Origin of the sequence: Desulfovibrio sp. (assembly GCA_016208105.1) — a bacterium.
GTDB lineage: Bacteria > Desulfobacterota > Desulfovibrionia > Desulfovibrionales > Desulfovibrionaceae > Fundidesulfovibrio.
The window spans coordinates 327,565-342,016 of record JACQYS010000019.1 but is presented as its reverse complement, the minus strand read 5'-3'; the positions used below and the strand labels follow the sequence as shown (position 1 = coordinate 342,016).

Here is a 14,452-nt window from a genome sequence, read left to right as displayed (position 1 = left end):
AAAAATTGCGCGGGAGCCCTTGATGCAAGACGCCCACGTCCTCTTCGCCGACTATGTAGCCCAACAGCGGCTCAAGATGACTCCGCAGAGACGGCACATTCTGGATGTCTTTCTCGGACAGGAGGGACATGTCACTTCCGAGGAACTCTACGAGAAGGTCAAGTCAAGTTACAAGACCATCGGTCAAGCTACCGTCTACCGGACGCTCAAGCTTCTCTCAGGGGCAGGCATCGCAAAGGAAGTCGATTTTGGCGACGGAGTGACCCGCTATGAGCGCCAGCACGGCAACGACCACCACGACCACCTTATCTGCGAGCATTGCGGAAAGAACGTGGAAGTCCTGGACGAGACCATCGAGAAGCTCCAGGAGGAAGTCGCCAACCGGCATGGATTCAAATTGACCCGCCACAAAATGTACCTCTACGGAATCTGCCCAACCTGCCGCAAGAAAGGCAGAAGCGCGGCCTGAGTCTTCCTGCGACCCGTTTTCCTTACAGATTCGGCGTCTGAACGCCAAAAAGGCCCCACGCATGGACACGTGAGGCCTTTCGTTTGCGAGCCTCCCTGGGAAAGGCCCGCAGGGGAGGAGACTTAGTTCGAAGGCGGTCCCGGTGGCGGCCCTGGGGGAGGGCCGAACAGCGAGGGCGGTACTGGCGGTGGCCCTGGGGGAGGGCCGAATTTGCGGAATTTCCGTAAGCGTTCGAGGAGATCGTCGTGCCGTTTGGCCTGCTCAGGCAGGAGCATTCCATGAATCCTCGATTGGTATTGCTCGAACAGGATTTCATCTTCCTGGATGCACGGTTTGCGGGTCTCATCCATCTTGACGACCATCTCATCGACAACTGGGCGAATCTTTGACTGTTGCTCGGGGGTGAGCCCCAGCTCCCGGCTAAGATGCTCCATGATGAAGCCGGCCGGGCCCAGGCGTTCAACCTTGCCGAACGGTCCCCCGCGCAGCATGCGCCAGGCATCCAGCCCCAGTGCGCCCACCACGGCTCCGGTGAGAAAAATGGCAATGGCGATGAGCCATCCTTTGCTCCTGGTCATGCCTCCTCCTACAGTACAAGCCAGCGCGACACAGCATCGCCGTTAACGAGGGCGGCGAGGGCAATGTCCCTGCTTTCCCCCAGGCCTTTCAAGGCCACGAAAGCCAGCAGCGCGGCAGTGGCCCAGCCGGAGACGAGAATGGGGCTGGCCGCCTCGCGCAGAAAGTCCCAGAACGACTGCTCGCGCCGCGTTTCCATTATCCTGGCCATGACCCGGGCCTCGAATCCCGGTGCGGCCGCGCCTTCCAGGGGAGCAAATACCCCCGAGAGCAGCCTGTCCAGCTTTTGGTATACCTTGTCCTCGTTCATAACTCTCCCCCTCGACGAGATTCGTCCTGCATGACCTTGGCCATGAGCTTGCGAGCCCGGTGCAAGCGAACCTTCACTTTCTCCACGCTCCAGCCGAGCATTTCAGCGATTTCCGTTATCTCGTGATCCCCGGCGTAAAAGAGACCAAGCGCAATGCGGTCTTCCGGTTTCACGTGCCCGAGCAGCCAGGTAACCACGGAGCTGGCCTCGCGCTTGCGGACGAGTTCGTCGTGGCGGTGCCAGGAGTCCTCGGACATGAAGGCTTCCAGCCAATCGTGGTCGTCCTGGCCGCCGATGTCCATGGAGACCTCACGCCTGCCGGACACGTCGCGCCAATAGCGAATGGCCCTTCTAAGCGCCAGTGACGACAGCCAGGCTCGGAAAGACTCCGGGACGCGCAGTTGGTGAAGCTTCTCGAAAGCCTTCACAAAGGAGTCCTGGGCCGCTTCAGCCACCTCCGACACGGGCAAGTGCCGGCGAAGCAGGGCGAACAGGTAGTCCTGATGGCGCTTGACCAGTACCGAAAAGGCCTGCGTGTCGCCGTCCAGAACCTTCCTTATGGTCTTGGCGTCGTCCTCGGCGTCTTTGCTTTGCGCTCGCTTGCTCTGGTTCATGCTTTTTACGCCAATCATGGGGGACTCCCCTCCCCCAGACGGCTGCCTGCGTACTACGCCGCCTGCGTTGCCTCCGACAAAGCCGAAGGGTACGGCGTGCGCCATGGAATGCACAGCAAATTCTCTCCTGTAAACATATCCGAGTTCATCTTTTCCGCCAATGTCTGGTTCCGGTTTGAATAAGCCGGAACTTCGAAAGGTGTTTCCTTTACCCAAAGCCGGGGTTTGCATGTGTCCCGAACATGGTTACCGCTCTAACTGGCTCATCCACCCTGGGCGATTCGGGACAGAAAACGCTGGCAGTTCGCGCCATCCGTTTTTTGGGCTACACCCTCTAGAGACGTGGGTACGCCATGTGGTTACGCTGCTCTCGAAATCTCCCGGAACTGGCTGAAAACGCGGACAGCCCGGCACGGCCGGGCTGTCAGGTGGGGTGGGAGGGGGCTGTATGGTTCCTAGTGGAACAGTTTTGTGCCGGCCTGGAAGATGGCAGAGGCCAGCAGGAAGGCGAGAACGGTGTTGAAGGTTATGGCGAAAGCCGACCATTTCCAGGAGCCTGTCTCCTTGCCTATGGCCACAACTGTGGGGAAACACGGCGAGTAGAGCAGGATGAACACCATGAGCGCCAGGCCAGCGGAGATGCTGAGCCCTTCGGCGGAGAGCATCTCGGCCAGGGGCGCGGTGTCTTCCTTGTCCACCTTGCCAAGTGAGTACGCAGTGCCCAGGGTGGAAATGATGACTTCCTTGGCCGCGAAACCGCCCACCAGGGCGATGTTGGTGCGCCAGTCGAATCCGGCCCATTTGGACACCGGCTCCAGGGCAATTCCCATCCTGCCGGCCAGGGACGATGCCAGGGCGCCGGCGGCCTGGGCTTTGTTCAGATCCTCCAGTTTGGCCTTGAGCGCCTCAAGCGAGTTCTCATCGGCCTCCGCGCTGGGCGTGGCTGTCTTTTCCGGGTCTCCGGCCATCTCTTGCTTGGTGTTGCCGTCCTTGGCCGCATCCGGCTCAGGTTCGGAAGCGGGGGCCTCCGGTTTGGCTTCGGCCGCTTCGAGAGCTTCGATCTTGGCGGTGATTTCTGCCTTCTGCGCTTCGAAAGCGGCGGTTTTGTCTTCGGACGGGCCGGGGAAGGTCATGGCCGCCCAGACCACGATGGACACGGCCAGGATCATGGAACCGGCCTTTTTGATGTACTGCCAGGTCCGCTCCCAGGTGTGGATGCCAAGGCCCCTCCAGGTGGGGAGCCGGTACGGGGGCAGCTCCATGACAAAGGGGGTTGATTCACCCTTCACCACGGTGGAGCGCACCAGCCAGGAGACGCACAAAGCCATGGCCCAGCCCAGAAGCGTCATGGCGAACATGGCCTGGGCTTGTTTTTCCGGGAAGAATACGCTCGTTAATAGGATAAACACCGGCAGCTTGGCGCCGCAGGTCATGAACGGGGCTGTGAGTATGGTTGCTATGCGCTCTTTGGGGCTTCTGAGCGTCCGGCTGGCCATGACCCCGGGCACGGCGCAACCACCGGCGATGCCTCCGGAGATGATGAAGGGCATCACCGAGCAGCCGTGCAATCCAAAGATACGGAAGACCCGGTCCAGCATGTAGGCGATGCGGGCCATGTAGCCGGAGTCCTCCAGGAAGGCGATGAGCAGAAAGATCAGCATGACCAGGGGCACGAACCCCATGACGCCGCCCACGCCAGCGATGATGCCGTCCACCAGGAGCGACCGCAACAGGCCGTCCGGAAGCCCGGCCTCCACGGCCTTGCCACCCCAGGCGAAGAAAGCCTGGAGCCACTCCATGGGGAATTTCCCCAATGTGAATGTGATCTGGTATACTAAGTACAAGACCCCGAGCATGAGGATGGGGCCGAGCAATTTGTGGGTGAGGACAAGATCTATCTTGTCCGACACGGCGATACGCTCGCCCAGGTCGTCCCGGGTGACCACGCCTCCCTTGAGAATGGAGGCAATGAAGCCATAGCGGTAGTCGGCCACCACGGCTTCAGGGTAGGTGCCCAAGGTGGCGCGGAGATGGTCAGCCACTTCCTGCGCCCTGGCCTCGAGCCAGGAGGCAAGCTCGGGATCGGCGAGGCGTCCCTGTTCCTTCACCTGGTCGTCGCCCTCCAGGTATTTGAGGGCGACCCAGCGAGCGGGGTAACGGGCCGTAAGCAGCGACTTGCTCATGATCTTGGTGGTCATCTCGGCCAGGGCCGGATCAAGGTCCGGGCCATAGGAGATGTCCATGGGTTTCCAGCTCCCCTGACGCTCGGCGGCGAGTCCGGCGGCTGCCCGGCCGAGTTCGCCAACACCCATGCCCACCCGGGCTACCAGTTCCACCACGGGGCAGCCCAAGAGCTTACTCAGGCGTTTGGAGTCGACCCTAAGGCCCATCTTGCGGGCCTCGTCCATCATATTGAGGCCCAGCACCACCGGACAGCCGAGTTCCAGAAGCTGTACGGCCAAGTAGAGGTTGCGCTCCAAGGCACCAGCGTTAACCACGTCCACAACGGCCTGGGGGCGTTCGTCCACCAGGAAGTCTCGCGCGACAAGCTCTTCAGCGGAATAGGCGGTGAGGGAATACGTTCCGGGAAGGTCCACCACTTCGAGCATGGCGTCCCCTGCGCGAACCTGGCCGACCTTTTTCTCCACGGTTATGCCGGGATAGTTGCCCACATGGGCCCGGGCGCCGGTGAGGGCGTTAAAAAGCGTGGATTTTCCGGAGTTTGGGTTCCCGGCCAGGGCCACGGTGTAGGAACTAATAACGTCCTTGCTGGTTTTGCCGGGTTTGGCTTCGATTGTCTTGTGGGTATCGAGATGGGTCACGACTGGGCCTCCGGAGGCGATATCAAAATGAAGTCAGCTTCGTTGTTGCGCAAGGACAAGGTGAATCCTTTCAGGCGAATGGCCACGGGGTCCTTGAGGGGGGCCCTGCCCACAACCTCAACTTCCGCACCTGGCACCAACCCCATGTCCCTGATGCGCCGGCCAAGTTCTCCCTCAGCAGTTATACGGTCGATTTGAGCCTTCTCGCCGACCTTGAGGTGGCGAATCGAGCGTGGCGTAGGCATTCCGTCTCCGATGTTGATATTCATTATCAATTGGAAGGATTAAAAAAAGCTTACTGTTTCCGGCTGCAACCGCATTCGTGCATGGGCTTGATTTCACCCTGGCCACCTCCGCAGCAACTGGAGCTGGAGCAACCTGATGAAGAACAGCCGCATGGGGAAGCGCCTTTACGAAGAAAACGGCGAGTCAGATAGATTCCGGCCAGGACCACCAGGGCGGCCACGACAATTTTCTCAAGCATTGGAAGGCACTCCTTGAATCAGACTGGCGTAACCATGACGTGACCGGCCAGGCCGGCCCCAAGGCACACCACGCTGCCGCGAACGTTCAGACGGCAGCATTCTCCCCCCTCGCATACCTCTGCCTCCACCCCGGGCGTAAGACCCATGGCGCACAGGCGGCAGCGACAACGTGTGTCCTCGCAGAGCGTGACGATCTTCACTTTGCTCCCGCGCGGGCACTGGTTCAGAGGGATCATGGTTTTGCCTTTTTTGCGTGTCACGAGCCCTAGATAATGCAATTGATAATCAATGTCAACGCGTGACTGAAAGAAAGTCGAACGATGTACCGGGATTCAGTAGGGTGAGATGTCCAGTCTGTTCCGGGGTGGGGCTTGGCGACACTGTCTGGGGTCAGGCCGGGTCAAAAAGAGCGTGCCCTGAGGTGAGCATCAGTTCCAAACGCTCGCTGGAAAGGTCCAGGCGCGAAATGAGCCTTCTGAGCTCAACTCCAGGATCGAACAAAGGGTAGTCGCTGCCGAAAAGCACCCTCTCGGCGGGGTGCCGGTCCAGTATGGCCAGGAGATGGCCATTCTCGATGAAAGGAAGGCTGGACGATGTATCCAGGTAGATGTCCAGGCCAGCCAGGTGATCAAGGGCTTCGGACCAATGCAGATAGCCGCCCAGGTGCGCGGCCACGATGGTGAGCCCCGGGAAGTTCCGGTGGATGGCGGCCAGCTTCGCCGGGCATGAGGGGTTCTTGGCGGGGGGGAGGCGGTCGCCCACGTGGAACAGGGTCACGAAGCGGCCACGGATGGCCTCAAGCACCGGGAAAAGGGCCGGATCGTCCAGCCTGAAACCCTGGAAATCGGCATGGATCTTGATTCCCTTGATGCCCGCCCGTTCCAGCCGGTCCAGTTCCGGTTCGAAGTCCGGGAAGCCGGGATGGATTGTGCCGAATGGGATGATTCTCGGTTGAGTCCTAGCCAGCTCAATGGCCCAGTTGTTGGCCGGGATGACTTGGGCCGGGGCTGTGGCGGCGGCGTGCACCGCGGCGCGGTCGATTCCGGCGGCATCAAGCCTGAAGAGCAAATCGTCCACCAAGCCTGAGCCAAGGGGCGAAATTCCGTAGTGGGCTTCCAACTGGGCAAGGACCTTTGCGGCGATCTTGGGGTGGAAGGCGTGTGTGTGGATATCAAGCGTCACTGTTGGCAGATTTCCTTGAGCCAGGCCGGCACGGCGGTTGGCCGTCCTGAAGCGTCCACGCAGGCGTGCTGGGTGCTTCCCAGGCAGAGGAGCTTCGTGCCCTCCGGCGGTCCGAACACCTGGTAGACGAAGGTTACCGAGGCCCGGCCCCACTGGCTTATGCCGGCGTGAACCAGGATCTTGTCATCGTAGCGCGCTGGGGCCAGGTACCGCACCCCCAGTTCCCGCACCGGAAGCATGATCCCCCGGCGTTCCACTTCAGCATAGGACAGGCCTCGCTGTCGCAAAAACTGGCCGCGCGCCCGCTCGAACCAGTGGGGGTAGTTGCCGTAGTACACCACGCCCATGGCGTCCGTTTCGCCATAGGATACGAACAGCTCGAACCAGGTGTCGTATTCCGGGAATTGTTCGCCCGGGCGAATCACTGAAAGCCCGCCTGTTTGAGCGCCCATCCGAGCAGCAGATGACCTTGTTCAAGGGACAGGCCGGTGGCCTGGGCCTGCGCCTCGCTGAAAGAAAGGGCCCCGTTGGCGGCGATGCCCCGGCCGAAAAGCACGAAGGGTACAGGATCGTCCACGTGGGTTCGCTTGGCCACCGGTGTCAGGTGGTCGCAGGTGACAAGAAACACCGCGTCCGGAAAGGCTTGCTTTAAGGGAGCGACCACCCTGGAATCGAACCGGGCCAGGGCTTCCGCCTTGCCTTGCGCGTCGCCGCCGTGGCCGCATTCGTCCGGGCCTTCCAGGTGGACGAAGGCGAAGTCGCCATCTTTGAGGAAGTCGATGGCGGCCTGGACCTTGCCTTCATAGTTGGTGTCCAGAAGCCCGGTGGCTCCTTCCACGTCGATAACGGTCATGCCGGCCGCGCGCCCCAGCCCCTTTATGAGGTCTACCGCGGAGATCACCGCGCCCCTGAGCCCAAAGGCGTTTTCGAAACCTGGCAGACTAAGTGCCTTGCCCTGGCCCCAGGGCCAGATGGCGTTGGCTTTGGTGGTGTTGGCCGGGCTTTCCAGAAAGCGGGCCGCGCAGCGCGTGAGGCTCCAGAGCAGCGGCGATGAGCGGTAGGCCTCAATATCCTGGGCAATGGGGCGGTCGGTTATGTCGTGCGGCGGGCTGATGGGAAGCCCGGCCTCGGGCAGGGAGGCCGCGCCGCGCTGTACCAGCAGATGGCGGTACTGAACGCCTGTGAAAAAACGGAACGGGGCGAAATCGTCGGAGCATTTGGCGCAGTAGGCGTCCAAGGCTTCGACAAGGGGGCGCGACGCTTCGGTTGTTATATGCCCGGACGAGTAGTCGAGCATGGTGCCGTCAGAAGCGTACCGGGTGACTGTGACCAGGTTGCAGCGCCAGACAAGGTCGTCCTCGGCCAAGTTAAGACCCTGGGCAGCGGCTTCGATGGGCCCACGCCCGGTATGGTGCTTGGTCGGATCGAAACCCAGGAGGGCCATGTTGGCAACGTCCGAGCCGGGGGGCATGCCCGGGGGGATCGTACGTGCCAGCCCCACGGTGCCTTCACGGGCCATGGCGTCCATCTCGGGGGTGTTGGCTGCCTCCATGGCTGTGGCTGCGTCCAACTCGCCGGGCCAGCCGCCCATGCCGTCGGCAACCAGAAAGAGAAATTTGCGTCGCATGCGGTGTCTCCCAGGCAGTGGGTGGTGGCTCTTTTTGGGGAAATTGTCAAAACCCCATGCCGGGCGCGGGAGGGTCAGGGCCGGATTATTTGGAAACCCAGAGAGCGGAACCCTCGAGCTTGCGCAAAAGGGTAAGGCTGGTGGTGCCGAAGATGTTGTCGCGCGTGGTGGGTTTTCCGCCGGTGCGGCCCACGGCCACGGCGGCGTATTCGCCTTGGCGGGCCTGTTTGAGAATGAGATCCGCAGGATCCATGGAGGATTTCACCAGATAATCGATGCGCTCCTCCTCGATGCCATTTTGACGAAGAATTTCACCCGCCTGGCCCATGATGTCTTCAATGCGCTCGCCTTCGGGAAGGCTCTGGGCACGGTTGTGGAAAACGGTGACGGAATGCTCCGGTTCGTTGCGGAGAATGAAACCCACGTGGTCGGCCACTCGTTGAGATTGGTCGGAGCCGTCAACGCACAAGAGCACGTTCTTGCGGTGGCGCATGGGGTTTCTGCAAACCCAGAGAGGAAAAGTGATGCTCTCCCAGAGCAGACGGTGGGTGATGGAATCGTCGAAGATTTCGTCAAACCAGGAGAGCCCTCTGCGTCCGAGCACCACTGCGTCGTAAAGACCTCTTTCAGCCTCAGCCGCGATGTCCTTGACAGTGCCGAGCTTGGCCGGGGCGGACTTGAGCGACACCCTCTTGGCAGGAAAACCCATGTCCAGGAGCCAGTCGCGTGCCGTGGCCAGGGCCTGGGGGGGCTTGCGGCAGGTCTTGCCGAAACCGGGCTGCTCCCCCGCGTCGCAGTAGGGGATGACGGATTCGGACATGGTGTTGTCGCCGACTCTGGGCGAAACGTAGAAGAGGGTAAGGCGCACCAGATCGCGTCTGCTGAAGAAACCGTAGACGTAACGAAGGCCGAATAGGGCGTTGATGTCCTCGGAGATGGTCACCAACAAATGCTTTTCCAACGGAGTCATGGCCTTCTCCCTGGCTGGCGTGGAACTATCGCGCAGGCGCAACGGCTCTTGAACACATCGGCCCGCTAAAACTGTATCCGAGAAAACGAAGCCCCTCCGTGTTCTGCGGAATGAGAGACCTTACCCCTCCCAGTGAATGCACTCCGCAGGGCAGGTGTCCATGGCCTCCTGGATGCACTCTTCGTCTCCGGAAGCGCCGGGCAGGACTTCCGCCTTGGCCTCGTCGGTCATGTGGAAAGCCTCGGAGCATATCTCCACGCAGGACTCGCAACCGATACATTCATCCTGATCGACATAGGCTTTGGGCATGGCAGGGTCTCCACGGTAAATCGTTCGCCGTCGCAAACGCACGGGCGGCATTAGGAATGTAAAGCGGATGAGGAATGGAAAGTCAAGCCGTGGAGGGTCAGGGAGCCGTTTTGAGCATGTTGTAGAGGATCTCCCGGCCATTCACCAAGTACTTCCCCTGCGCCACGCGACGCTTGATGTCGGCCACACGCCGAGCCCGCTCCTCGGGTGACTCCAAGGGGGGATCGGCTTGGTTGCCGTCGGGAAGTTTCTTGTCGTGGTTCATGTGGATGCCGTTGTGTATGTGTTCACTGGAGTTATCGGCAGCCTTCCCGTGGGCTTTAGCGCAGACACCGGAAAAGAAAGCTTATGATGACGGTGAGTTGCTTGTAATATGCCAGAAGGGTGTAACTTTTTTGCGCATCCGCAGAAAAGCGCTGGTCCTTTCGCTCTGCCCCAGGGCCCAGCGGGAATAGCTTCCGAGTGCCTGATCCGGAACAGGTTGACAGGGGACTGGATGCTCGGGGATACGCAGAGAACAGTTCTCAACTCTACCGCGTCGCGGATGGAACTGGGTCGCGTTAAAAAGGATGTCGGCCATGCTTCGACGGTTTTTTCAAGGTTCCATCCGCAAGAAGCTCATGCTGATCATCCTGTTCGCGGCTGTTCCCGCATTTCTTATTCTTTTTATTTCCGCCATTGAAAAAAGAAACGAAGCCCTGAAGGAAGCCGAGAAGAACATCAGTCAACTCGTGGATCATTTCGCCGAGGACCAGAGACGGATCACCGCATCGATCAGACAGCTTCTGCAAACCCTGACCATGCTGCCTGACGTGAAACAACGCAACATACCCATATGCACCGAGCTGTTTGCCTCCATCCTTAGGGCGAATCCAATCTACGCCAACATCAATCTGCTGGACATGGAAGGAAACGCATTGGCATCGGCGCTTCCATTTAAGCCCGTAAATTTTGGGGATCGCAAGCATGTGCAGGAAACCATGGTCACCAGGGACTTTTCCGCAGGTGAGTTCATGATAGGCCGTACGGTTTCGGAGCCGATATTTTCCTTTGCCCAACCAGTTCTAAACGATGCTGGCAGCATGGTTGGCGTTATTATACTCGCCATCAGGCTGAATTATTACGGTAAGCTCTTCGATCAGGCGGATTTCCCGCAAGGATCGTTCTTCTCCATTGCCGACCACCGAGGAATCCGGCTGTTCCGCCATCCCCAAAATCCCTCCGTACCTCTTGGTGATTCCGTATCCGAGAAACTGTACCGCAACGACACCGGAGCATTATACAACTCCGGCAGTGAGCCTCAAAGGCGTTTGATCACTCTGGTGAACAAGGACGGGATAAGACGCGTCGTGGCCACGCGACAGGTGCGTCTGGATTCGGGAGGTGAGCCCTACATGTACATGTTCGCGGGCATCCCTCATGACGAAGTGCTTGCGAACGCCGGGCGAATTTTTCTGAGAGACCTTGTTTTCATGGCGGTGGCTGTCCTTTTGGCTATGGCTACGGTCTGGTTCATGGGTGACAAGACCATCGGCAGGCACCTTGAACAGCTGGCGGCGGCCGCCGAGCGCTTTGGCCGGGGGGACTTCTCGGCCAGGCTAGACATTCCCATGACGGATGGCGAAACCGGGGCGGTGGCTGCGGCGTTCACCCGCATGGGCCATGAAATCGCCACGAGAGACGCTCAGCGTGACCTGGCAATGGAAGCACTCAGGAAAAGCGAGGAACGCTTCCATTCGCTTTTTCGCAACATGAAGGAAGGAGTGGCCCTGCATTCCCTGGTGCGTGACGAATCAGGCAGGGCTATCAATTACAGGATTGTGGACGTCAACCCGAGCTACACCCGCATCCTTGGGATGGAGAAGGAGGTTGTGGCAGGGCGTTTGGCAACACAGGCGTATGGCGTCTCGGAGCCACCCTTCCTGGCGGCCTACACTGAGGCTGTGGCCAAGGGCGAACCGATCGCCTTCGACGCGGGCTTTGCTCCAATGGGTAAGCATTTCCATGTGTCCGCCACCCCTTGGGGTGAGGACGGCTTTGCCACGATATTCTCCGACATCACGGACCAGGTGAATTTGTTACGCGCCTTGCGAGGCAGCGAGGAACGCTTCAGGCTACTGGTGGAGCAGGCCCCTGAGGCCATCATCGTGTCGGAAGCGGAGGATGAATCGCCGGTGATCGTCAATGCCAATGCCGAGAAGCTGTTCGGGTGCAGCAGGGAGGAACTGCTGGCCCTTGGGCATCGCAGATTCTACCAGGAGGTTCAGCCTGACGGAAGGCCTATGGGCGAGACCATCGGAGAATACCGGAAGAGGGCGTTGGCCGGGGAGGAGGTGGTATTCGAGCGGGCCATTCGCAACGCTCAGGGCAAGCGGATGCTTTGCGAAGTGAGGCTGGTATTGTTCCCTGCTCCCGACCGCAAACTCGTCCGGGCCAGCTGGATAGACATCACAGCCCGTAAACAGGCCGAGGAGAGCCTGCAGCGTTCCCTTGAGGAAAAGACGGTGCTGCTTAAGGAAGTGCACCACCGGGTCAAGAACAATCTGCAGATACTCATGAGCCTTATCAACCTTCAGGCAGACACCCTCTCCAACAAATCCGAGGTCGAAGCTTTCCAGATGATGCAGAACAGGGTCAGGTCAATATCCCTCGTTCATGAACGGCTTTACAGAAGTTCCAACTTCGGGGCTGTGGGCATGAAAGGATACCTGGAGGATCTTTTGGACCAGATAGGAGCGTCCTACCAGGAAACCGCGCGCGGGGTAAGGACCATGCTGGAGGCGGAGGATGTCTCGCTCGGTGTGGACAAGGCTATCCCCCTGGGGCTTTTGGTTACAGAGCTTATCACAAATGCATACAAGCACGCTTTCAAGCATGAGGCGCAGGGTGAACTGAAGGTGTTCTTGCGAAAAAACGGAGAAACGTGCCTGCTCAGAGTGGAAGACAACGGGCCGGGGCTTCCGGGATCTTTCGAAGGGGGAGAGTCCGCAACGCTTGGCATGCAATTGGTGAAAGCCCTGGAGAGCCAACTCCGAGGCAGGTTGCTGGTGGGCCAAGGACCAGGGGCCCGGTTCGAGCTGGAGTTTCCCCTGAGCTAGGTCAGGCTTGCTTCATGAGCGCCGGATGAGGATGAACTCCTGGAGTCCGTTACCGTGGGACGCGTTCCAGGTGGTCCCCCGGGCGCACAGGACCTCCGTTGAGCACTTTGGCAAAGAGTCCCTGTTTGGGCATGATGCAGTCGCCAACGATACGGCGAATCTCACAGCCATGATGGCAGGTCTTGCCGATTTGTGTGATCTCAAGCACTGCGGTGTCGCCGATCTTGATCTGCTGCCCCACGGCCAAGCCCAGGGTGTTCAAACCCTCCACGGCGATGTTCTCGGCAAAAGCGCCAGGTCCGATGGTCGGCAGCTTTTCGCGCATGGCCTCCATGCTCCCGAAATCCAACAGGCTCACCTGGCGGCCTGTGCCGGCATGGGCATCCTTGTCCACCCCGTAATCAGCGACCAACTCAATGGAATCCACAGGGGCTTTCTTTTCCCCAGTCCTCTCACTGGTGCACACGGCTCGTACAATGGGCATTGGAACCTCCATGGTATGGATTTGATCCATACTCCCTAAAGCCGGGATGGACAAGCCGGTTGAAGCATTTAGGCGGGATCGATCGATTCTATAACCAGTGACAGACAGTTGGCCCGTTCCGCATACCCGATGAACCGGAAGCTGGCATGGCGCTCGGCCGAAAATTCGCAAAAGGCCTTGTGCTCTCCTTCCCTCCAGCCGGGATAGTTAAAATATTCATCAAACTGGATGACCGTCCCGGCCTGAATCCTGCCAGCCAGGGTTTTGAGAACGTACCTGGCGCTTTCATAGGTGTCCGAATCGATGTGCACGAAGCTGACCGGCTCCTTGTGTTCACTCAAAAACGGAACAAGTGTCTGGTCGAACCAGCCCTTGTGCAGCCGGACGTTGGGCATCACCTCAGGGAAGGTGCCCTTCATGGTGAACCCCCCCTTGCCCCAGATACCGGAGTTCTCAGCGAGTCCCTCGAAGGAGTCGAAACCGTGCAACTCGCCGTTGATGAGGGATGCGATGTGGTTGGTGGTGCGGGCTTGGAACACGCCGAACTCGAGGTACAAGCCGCCGGGAACGGACTGTTTGATGCTTTCGTCCAGCAGGGCGAAGGCGTTTGGGAAATCGCGGTTGTAGAGATTGTTGGTGTTGCCGAGTCTGTCCGAGACGATGGTTTCTTCGATGAAGCGGGCGCTGTCCTGGGCTACCAGCCGGAAAAGCTCGTCGCGGATATTGAGCGGCTGCCAGACATCGTGCGTGAGGCTCTGGTCCCGGGCGTTGGTGTTCTGCCAAAGCATCTGGGCCACGCCAGGAGTGGCGAGGCTCTCTATGAGCAGAGTTCGGAAAAGGGCTGAGAGCTGCTTGATGTCTAAGTCCATGAGATCTCTCCGCTTTTAGGTTTCGGTCCGTCCGCTGGCCTCAGCTCCGATGGGCCTTCCAGCTTGACCGGAAGTGTTTCGTATCACCCCTTGCTAAGGGCCTCTCCTCCCACCTGTTCACCGATATCCTTGAGGTGGGCGCGCATGGCCTCGCGGCACAACTCCGAATCCGCCCTTTCCACAGCGTCCAGGATGCGCTGATGGCCCCGCAGGGATACTTCGAAACGCTCTTTGTTCATCAAGGGAGCGCTGCGGCTTTCGGAGAGCAGATCGTGGAGCACGGCGGCCATTTCCCAGATGACTTCGTTTTTGGTGGCCCGAGCCAAGGTCATATGGAAACGGGAGTCCAGCTCGGAGAAACCTCTTCCGAGAGAAGCCTCCTGTTCTTTTACAAGGCGACGCATGCGGGCCAGGTCATCCCCGGAGCGTCTGGCTGCGGCCAGGGCGGCCACCTCGGGTTCCACAACGAGCCTGAATTCGATGACTTCGCGCAGGCGCTCGGGCTTGGCCGCGAGCATCCCGTCAAAATAGGCAGACAGGGTTTGGCTTCCCATGCGGCAGGCCTCCATTGGCAATGGTCGAAGCAGCCACCTCTTTACCCAGCGGGCTCTTGGCGGGCAAGCGTTACTGGCCCCTC

18 protein-coding genes are annotated in these 14,452 nt (G+C 59.7%); 2 read left to right on the top strand and 16 right to left on the bottom strand.

Features of this window, described 5'->3' with window-relative positions:
• Positions 1 to 22 precede the first annotated feature (22 nt).
• Positions 23 to 469: a transcriptional repressor gene (locus tag HY795_11445; GenBank protein ID MBI4805838.1), complete on the top strand. Its 447-nt coding sequence runs from the start codon at positions 23 to 25 to the stop codon at positions 467 to 469.
• A 122-nt stretch (positions 470 to 591) separates the two neighbouring features.
• Here HY795_11445 and HY795_11440 read toward each other — a convergent pair whose 3' ends face one another.
• The 13 genes from HY795_11440 to HY795_11380 all read right to left on the bottom strand — a co-directional run bounded on the left by HY795_11440 (position 592) and on the right by HY795_11380 (position 9,629).
• A complete protein-coding gene (locus HY795_11440) occupies positions 592 to 1,047 on the bottom strand; it encodes a hypothetical protein (GenBank protein MBI4805837.1) in 456 nt (151 codons plus the stop codon).
• Between the two features lie 8 nt (positions 1,048 to 1,055).
• Positions 1,056 to 1,355: a hypothetical protein gene (locus HY795_11435; protein MBI4805836.1), complete on the bottom strand. Its 300-nt coding sequence runs from the start codon at positions 1,353 to 1,355 to the stop codon at positions 1,056 to 1,058.
• On the bottom strand, positions 1,352 to 1,987 hold the full coding sequence (locus tag HY795_11430; GenBank protein ID MBI4805835.1) for an RNA polymerase sigma factor: 636 nt from the start codon (positions 1,985 to 1,987) through the stop codon (positions 1,352 to 1,354). The genes HY795_11435 and HY795_11430 overlap by 4 nt, the downstream gene beginning before the upstream one ends.
• A gap of 437 nt (positions 1,988 to 2,424) precedes the next feature.
• Positions 2,425 to 4,728 (bottom strand): ferrous iron transport protein B, encoded by a 2,304-nt coding sequence (feoB, locus tag HY795_11425; GenBank protein ID MBI4805834.1) that lies wholly within the window; start codon positions 4,726 to 4,728, stop codon positions 2,425 to 2,427.
• 59 nt (positions 4,729 to 4,787) lie between these two features.
• Positions 4,788 to 5,036 (bottom strand): ferrous iron transport protein A, encoded by a 249-nt coding sequence (locus tag HY795_11420; protein MBI4805833.1) that lies wholly within the window; start codon positions 5,034 to 5,036, stop codon positions 4,788 to 4,790.
• Positions 5,037 to 5,086: 50 nt separating this feature from the next.
• Positions 5,087 to 5,275, bottom strand: a complete 189-nt coding sequence (locus HY795_11415) for a hypothetical protein (GenBank protein MBI4805832.1) — start codon at positions 5,273 to 5,275, stop codon at positions 5,087 to 5,089.
• A gap of 18 nt (positions 5,276 to 5,293) precedes the next feature.
• Complete coding sequence (locus HY795_11410) at positions 5,294 to 5,512, bottom strand: ferrous iron transport protein A (GenBank protein MBI4805831.1); 219 nt, start codon at positions 5,510 to 5,512, stop codon at positions 5,294 to 5,296.
• 154 nt (positions 5,513 to 5,666) lie between these two features.
• Entirely contained in the window at positions 5,667 to 6,458 is a 792-nt protein-coding gene (locus HY795_11405; protein ID MBI4805830.1) for an amidohydrolase family protein, read from the bottom strand.
• Positions 6,455 to 6,910 (bottom strand): acyl-CoA thioesterase, encoded by a 456-nt coding sequence (locus tag HY795_11400; GenBank protein ID MBI4805829.1) that lies wholly within the window; start codon positions 6,908 to 6,910, stop codon positions 6,455 to 6,457. The genes HY795_11405 and HY795_11400 overlap by 4 nt, the downstream gene beginning before the upstream one ends.
• Positions 6,880 to 8,085, bottom strand: a complete 1,206-nt coding sequence (gene apgM / locus HY795_11395; GenBank protein MBI4805828.1) for a 2,3-bisphosphoglycerate-independent phosphoglycerate mutase — start codon at positions 8,083 to 8,085, stop codon at positions 6,880 to 6,882. The genes HY795_11400 and apgM overlap by 31 nt, the downstream gene beginning before the upstream one ends.
• Positions 8,086 to 8,170: 85 nt before the next feature.
• Positions 8,171 to 9,055: a universal stress protein gene (locus HY795_11390; protein MBI4805827.1), complete on the bottom strand. Its 885-nt coding sequence runs from the start codon at positions 9,053 to 9,055 to the stop codon at positions 8,171 to 8,173.
• Positions 9,056 to 9,175: 120 nt separating this feature from the next.
• Positions 9,176 to 9,364, bottom strand: a complete 189-nt coding sequence (locus HY795_11385) for a ferredoxin (protein MBI4805826.1) — start codon at positions 9,362 to 9,364, stop codon at positions 9,176 to 9,178.
• A 97-nt stretch (positions 9,365 to 9,461) separates the two neighbouring features.
• On the bottom strand, positions 9,462 to 9,629 hold the full coding sequence (locus HY795_11380) for a flagellar biosynthesis anti-sigma factor FlgM (GenBank protein ID MBI4805825.1): 168 nt from the start codon (positions 9,627 to 9,629) through the stop codon (positions 9,462 to 9,464).
• Between the two features lie 313 nt (positions 9,630 to 9,942).
• Here HY795_11380 and HY795_11375 point away from each other — a divergent pair, with 313 nt between their 5' ends.
• Positions 9,943 to 12,462, top strand: a complete 2,520-nt coding sequence (locus tag HY795_11375) for a PAS domain S-box protein (GenBank protein ID MBI4805824.1) — start codon at positions 9,943 to 9,945, stop codon at positions 12,460 to 12,462.
• 49 nt (positions 12,463 to 12,511) lie between these two features.
• Here HY795_11375 and HY795_11370 read toward each other — a convergent pair whose 3' ends face one another.
• The 3 genes from HY795_11370 to HY795_11360 form a co-directional block, all read right to left on the bottom strand.
• Positions 12,512 to 12,946, bottom strand: coding sequence for an MOSC domain-containing protein (locus HY795_11370; protein MBI4805823.1), 435 nt, complete (start codon positions 12,944 to 12,946; stop codon positions 12,512 to 12,514).
• Positions 12,947 to 13,014: 68 nt separating this feature from the next.
• Positions 13,015 to 13,815, bottom strand: a complete 801-nt coding sequence (locus tag HY795_11365; protein ID MBI4805822.1) for a class I SAM-dependent methyltransferase — start codon at positions 13,813 to 13,815, stop codon at positions 13,015 to 13,017.
• Between the two features lie 83 nt (positions 13,816 to 13,898).
• Positions 13,899 to 14,369, bottom strand: coding sequence for a FadR family transcriptional regulator (locus HY795_11360; protein ID MBI4805821.1), 471 nt, complete (start codon positions 14,367 to 14,369; stop codon positions 13,899 to 13,901).
• Positions 14,370 to 14,452 lie beyond the last annotated feature (83 nt).

Bases quoted from the DNA above. Each gene is read 5' to 3' on its own strand.
- HY795_11445 (MBI4805838.1), top strand. From the start codon at position 23: ATGCAAGACGCCCACGTCCTCTTCGCCGACTATGTAGCCCAACAGCGG.
- HY795_11440 (MBI4805837.1), bottom strand. From the start codon at position 1,047: ATGACCAGGAGCAAAGGATGGCTCATCGCCATTGCCATTTTTCTCACC.
- HY795_11435 (MBI4805836.1), bottom strand. From the start codon at position 1,355: ATGAACGAGGACAAGGTATACCAAAAGCTGGACAGGCTGCTCTCGGGG.
- HY795_11430 (MBI4805835.1), bottom strand. From the start codon at position 1,987: ATGATTGGCGTAAAAAGCATGAACCAGAGCAAGCGAGCGCAAAGCAAA.
- HY795_11420 (MBI4805833.1), bottom strand. From the start codon at position 5,036: ATGCCTACGCCACGCTCGATTCGCCACCTCAAGGTCGGCGAGAAGGCT.
- HY795_11415 (MBI4805832.1), bottom strand. From the start codon at position 5,275: ATGCTTGAGAAAATTGTCGTGGCCGCCCTGGTGGTCCTGGCCGGAATC.
- HY795_11410 (MBI4805831.1), bottom strand. From the start codon at position 5,512: ATGATCCCTCTGAACCAGTGCCCGCGCGGGAGCAAAGTGAAGATCGTC.
- HY795_11400 (MBI4805829.1), bottom strand. From the start codon at position 6,910: ATGGGCGCTCAAACAGGCGGGCTTTCAGTGATTCGCCCGGGCGAACAA.
- apgM (MBI4805828.1), bottom strand. From the start codon at position 8,085: ATGCGACGCAAATTTCTCTTTCTGGTTGCCGACGGCATGGGCGGCTGG.
- HY795_11390 (MBI4805827.1), bottom strand. From the start codon at position 9,055: ATGACTCCGTTGGAAAAGCATTTGTTGGTGACCATCTCCGAGGACATC.
- HY795_11385 (MBI4805826.1), bottom strand. From the start codon at position 9,364: ATGCCCAAAGCCTATGTCGATCAGGATGAATGTATCGGTTGCGAGTCC.
- HY795_11380 (MBI4805825.1), bottom strand. From the start codon at position 9,629: ATGAACCACGACAAGAAACTTCCCGACGGCAACCAAGCCGATCCCCCC.
- HY795_11375 (MBI4805824.1), top strand. From the start codon at position 9,943: ATGCTTCGACGGTTTTTTCAAGGTTCCATCCGCAAGAAGCTCATGCTG.
- HY795_11370 (MBI4805823.1), bottom strand. From the start codon at position 12,946: ATGCCCATTGTACGAGCCGTGTGCACCAGTGAGAGGACTGGGGAAAAG.
- HY795_11365 (MBI4805822.1), bottom strand. From the start codon at position 13,815: ATGGACTTAGACATCAAGCAGCTCTCAGCCCTTTTCCGAACTCTGCTC.
- HY795_11360 (MBI4805821.1), bottom strand. From the start codon at position 14,369: ATGGGAAGCCAAACCCTGTCTGCCTATTTTGACGGGATGCTCGCGGCC.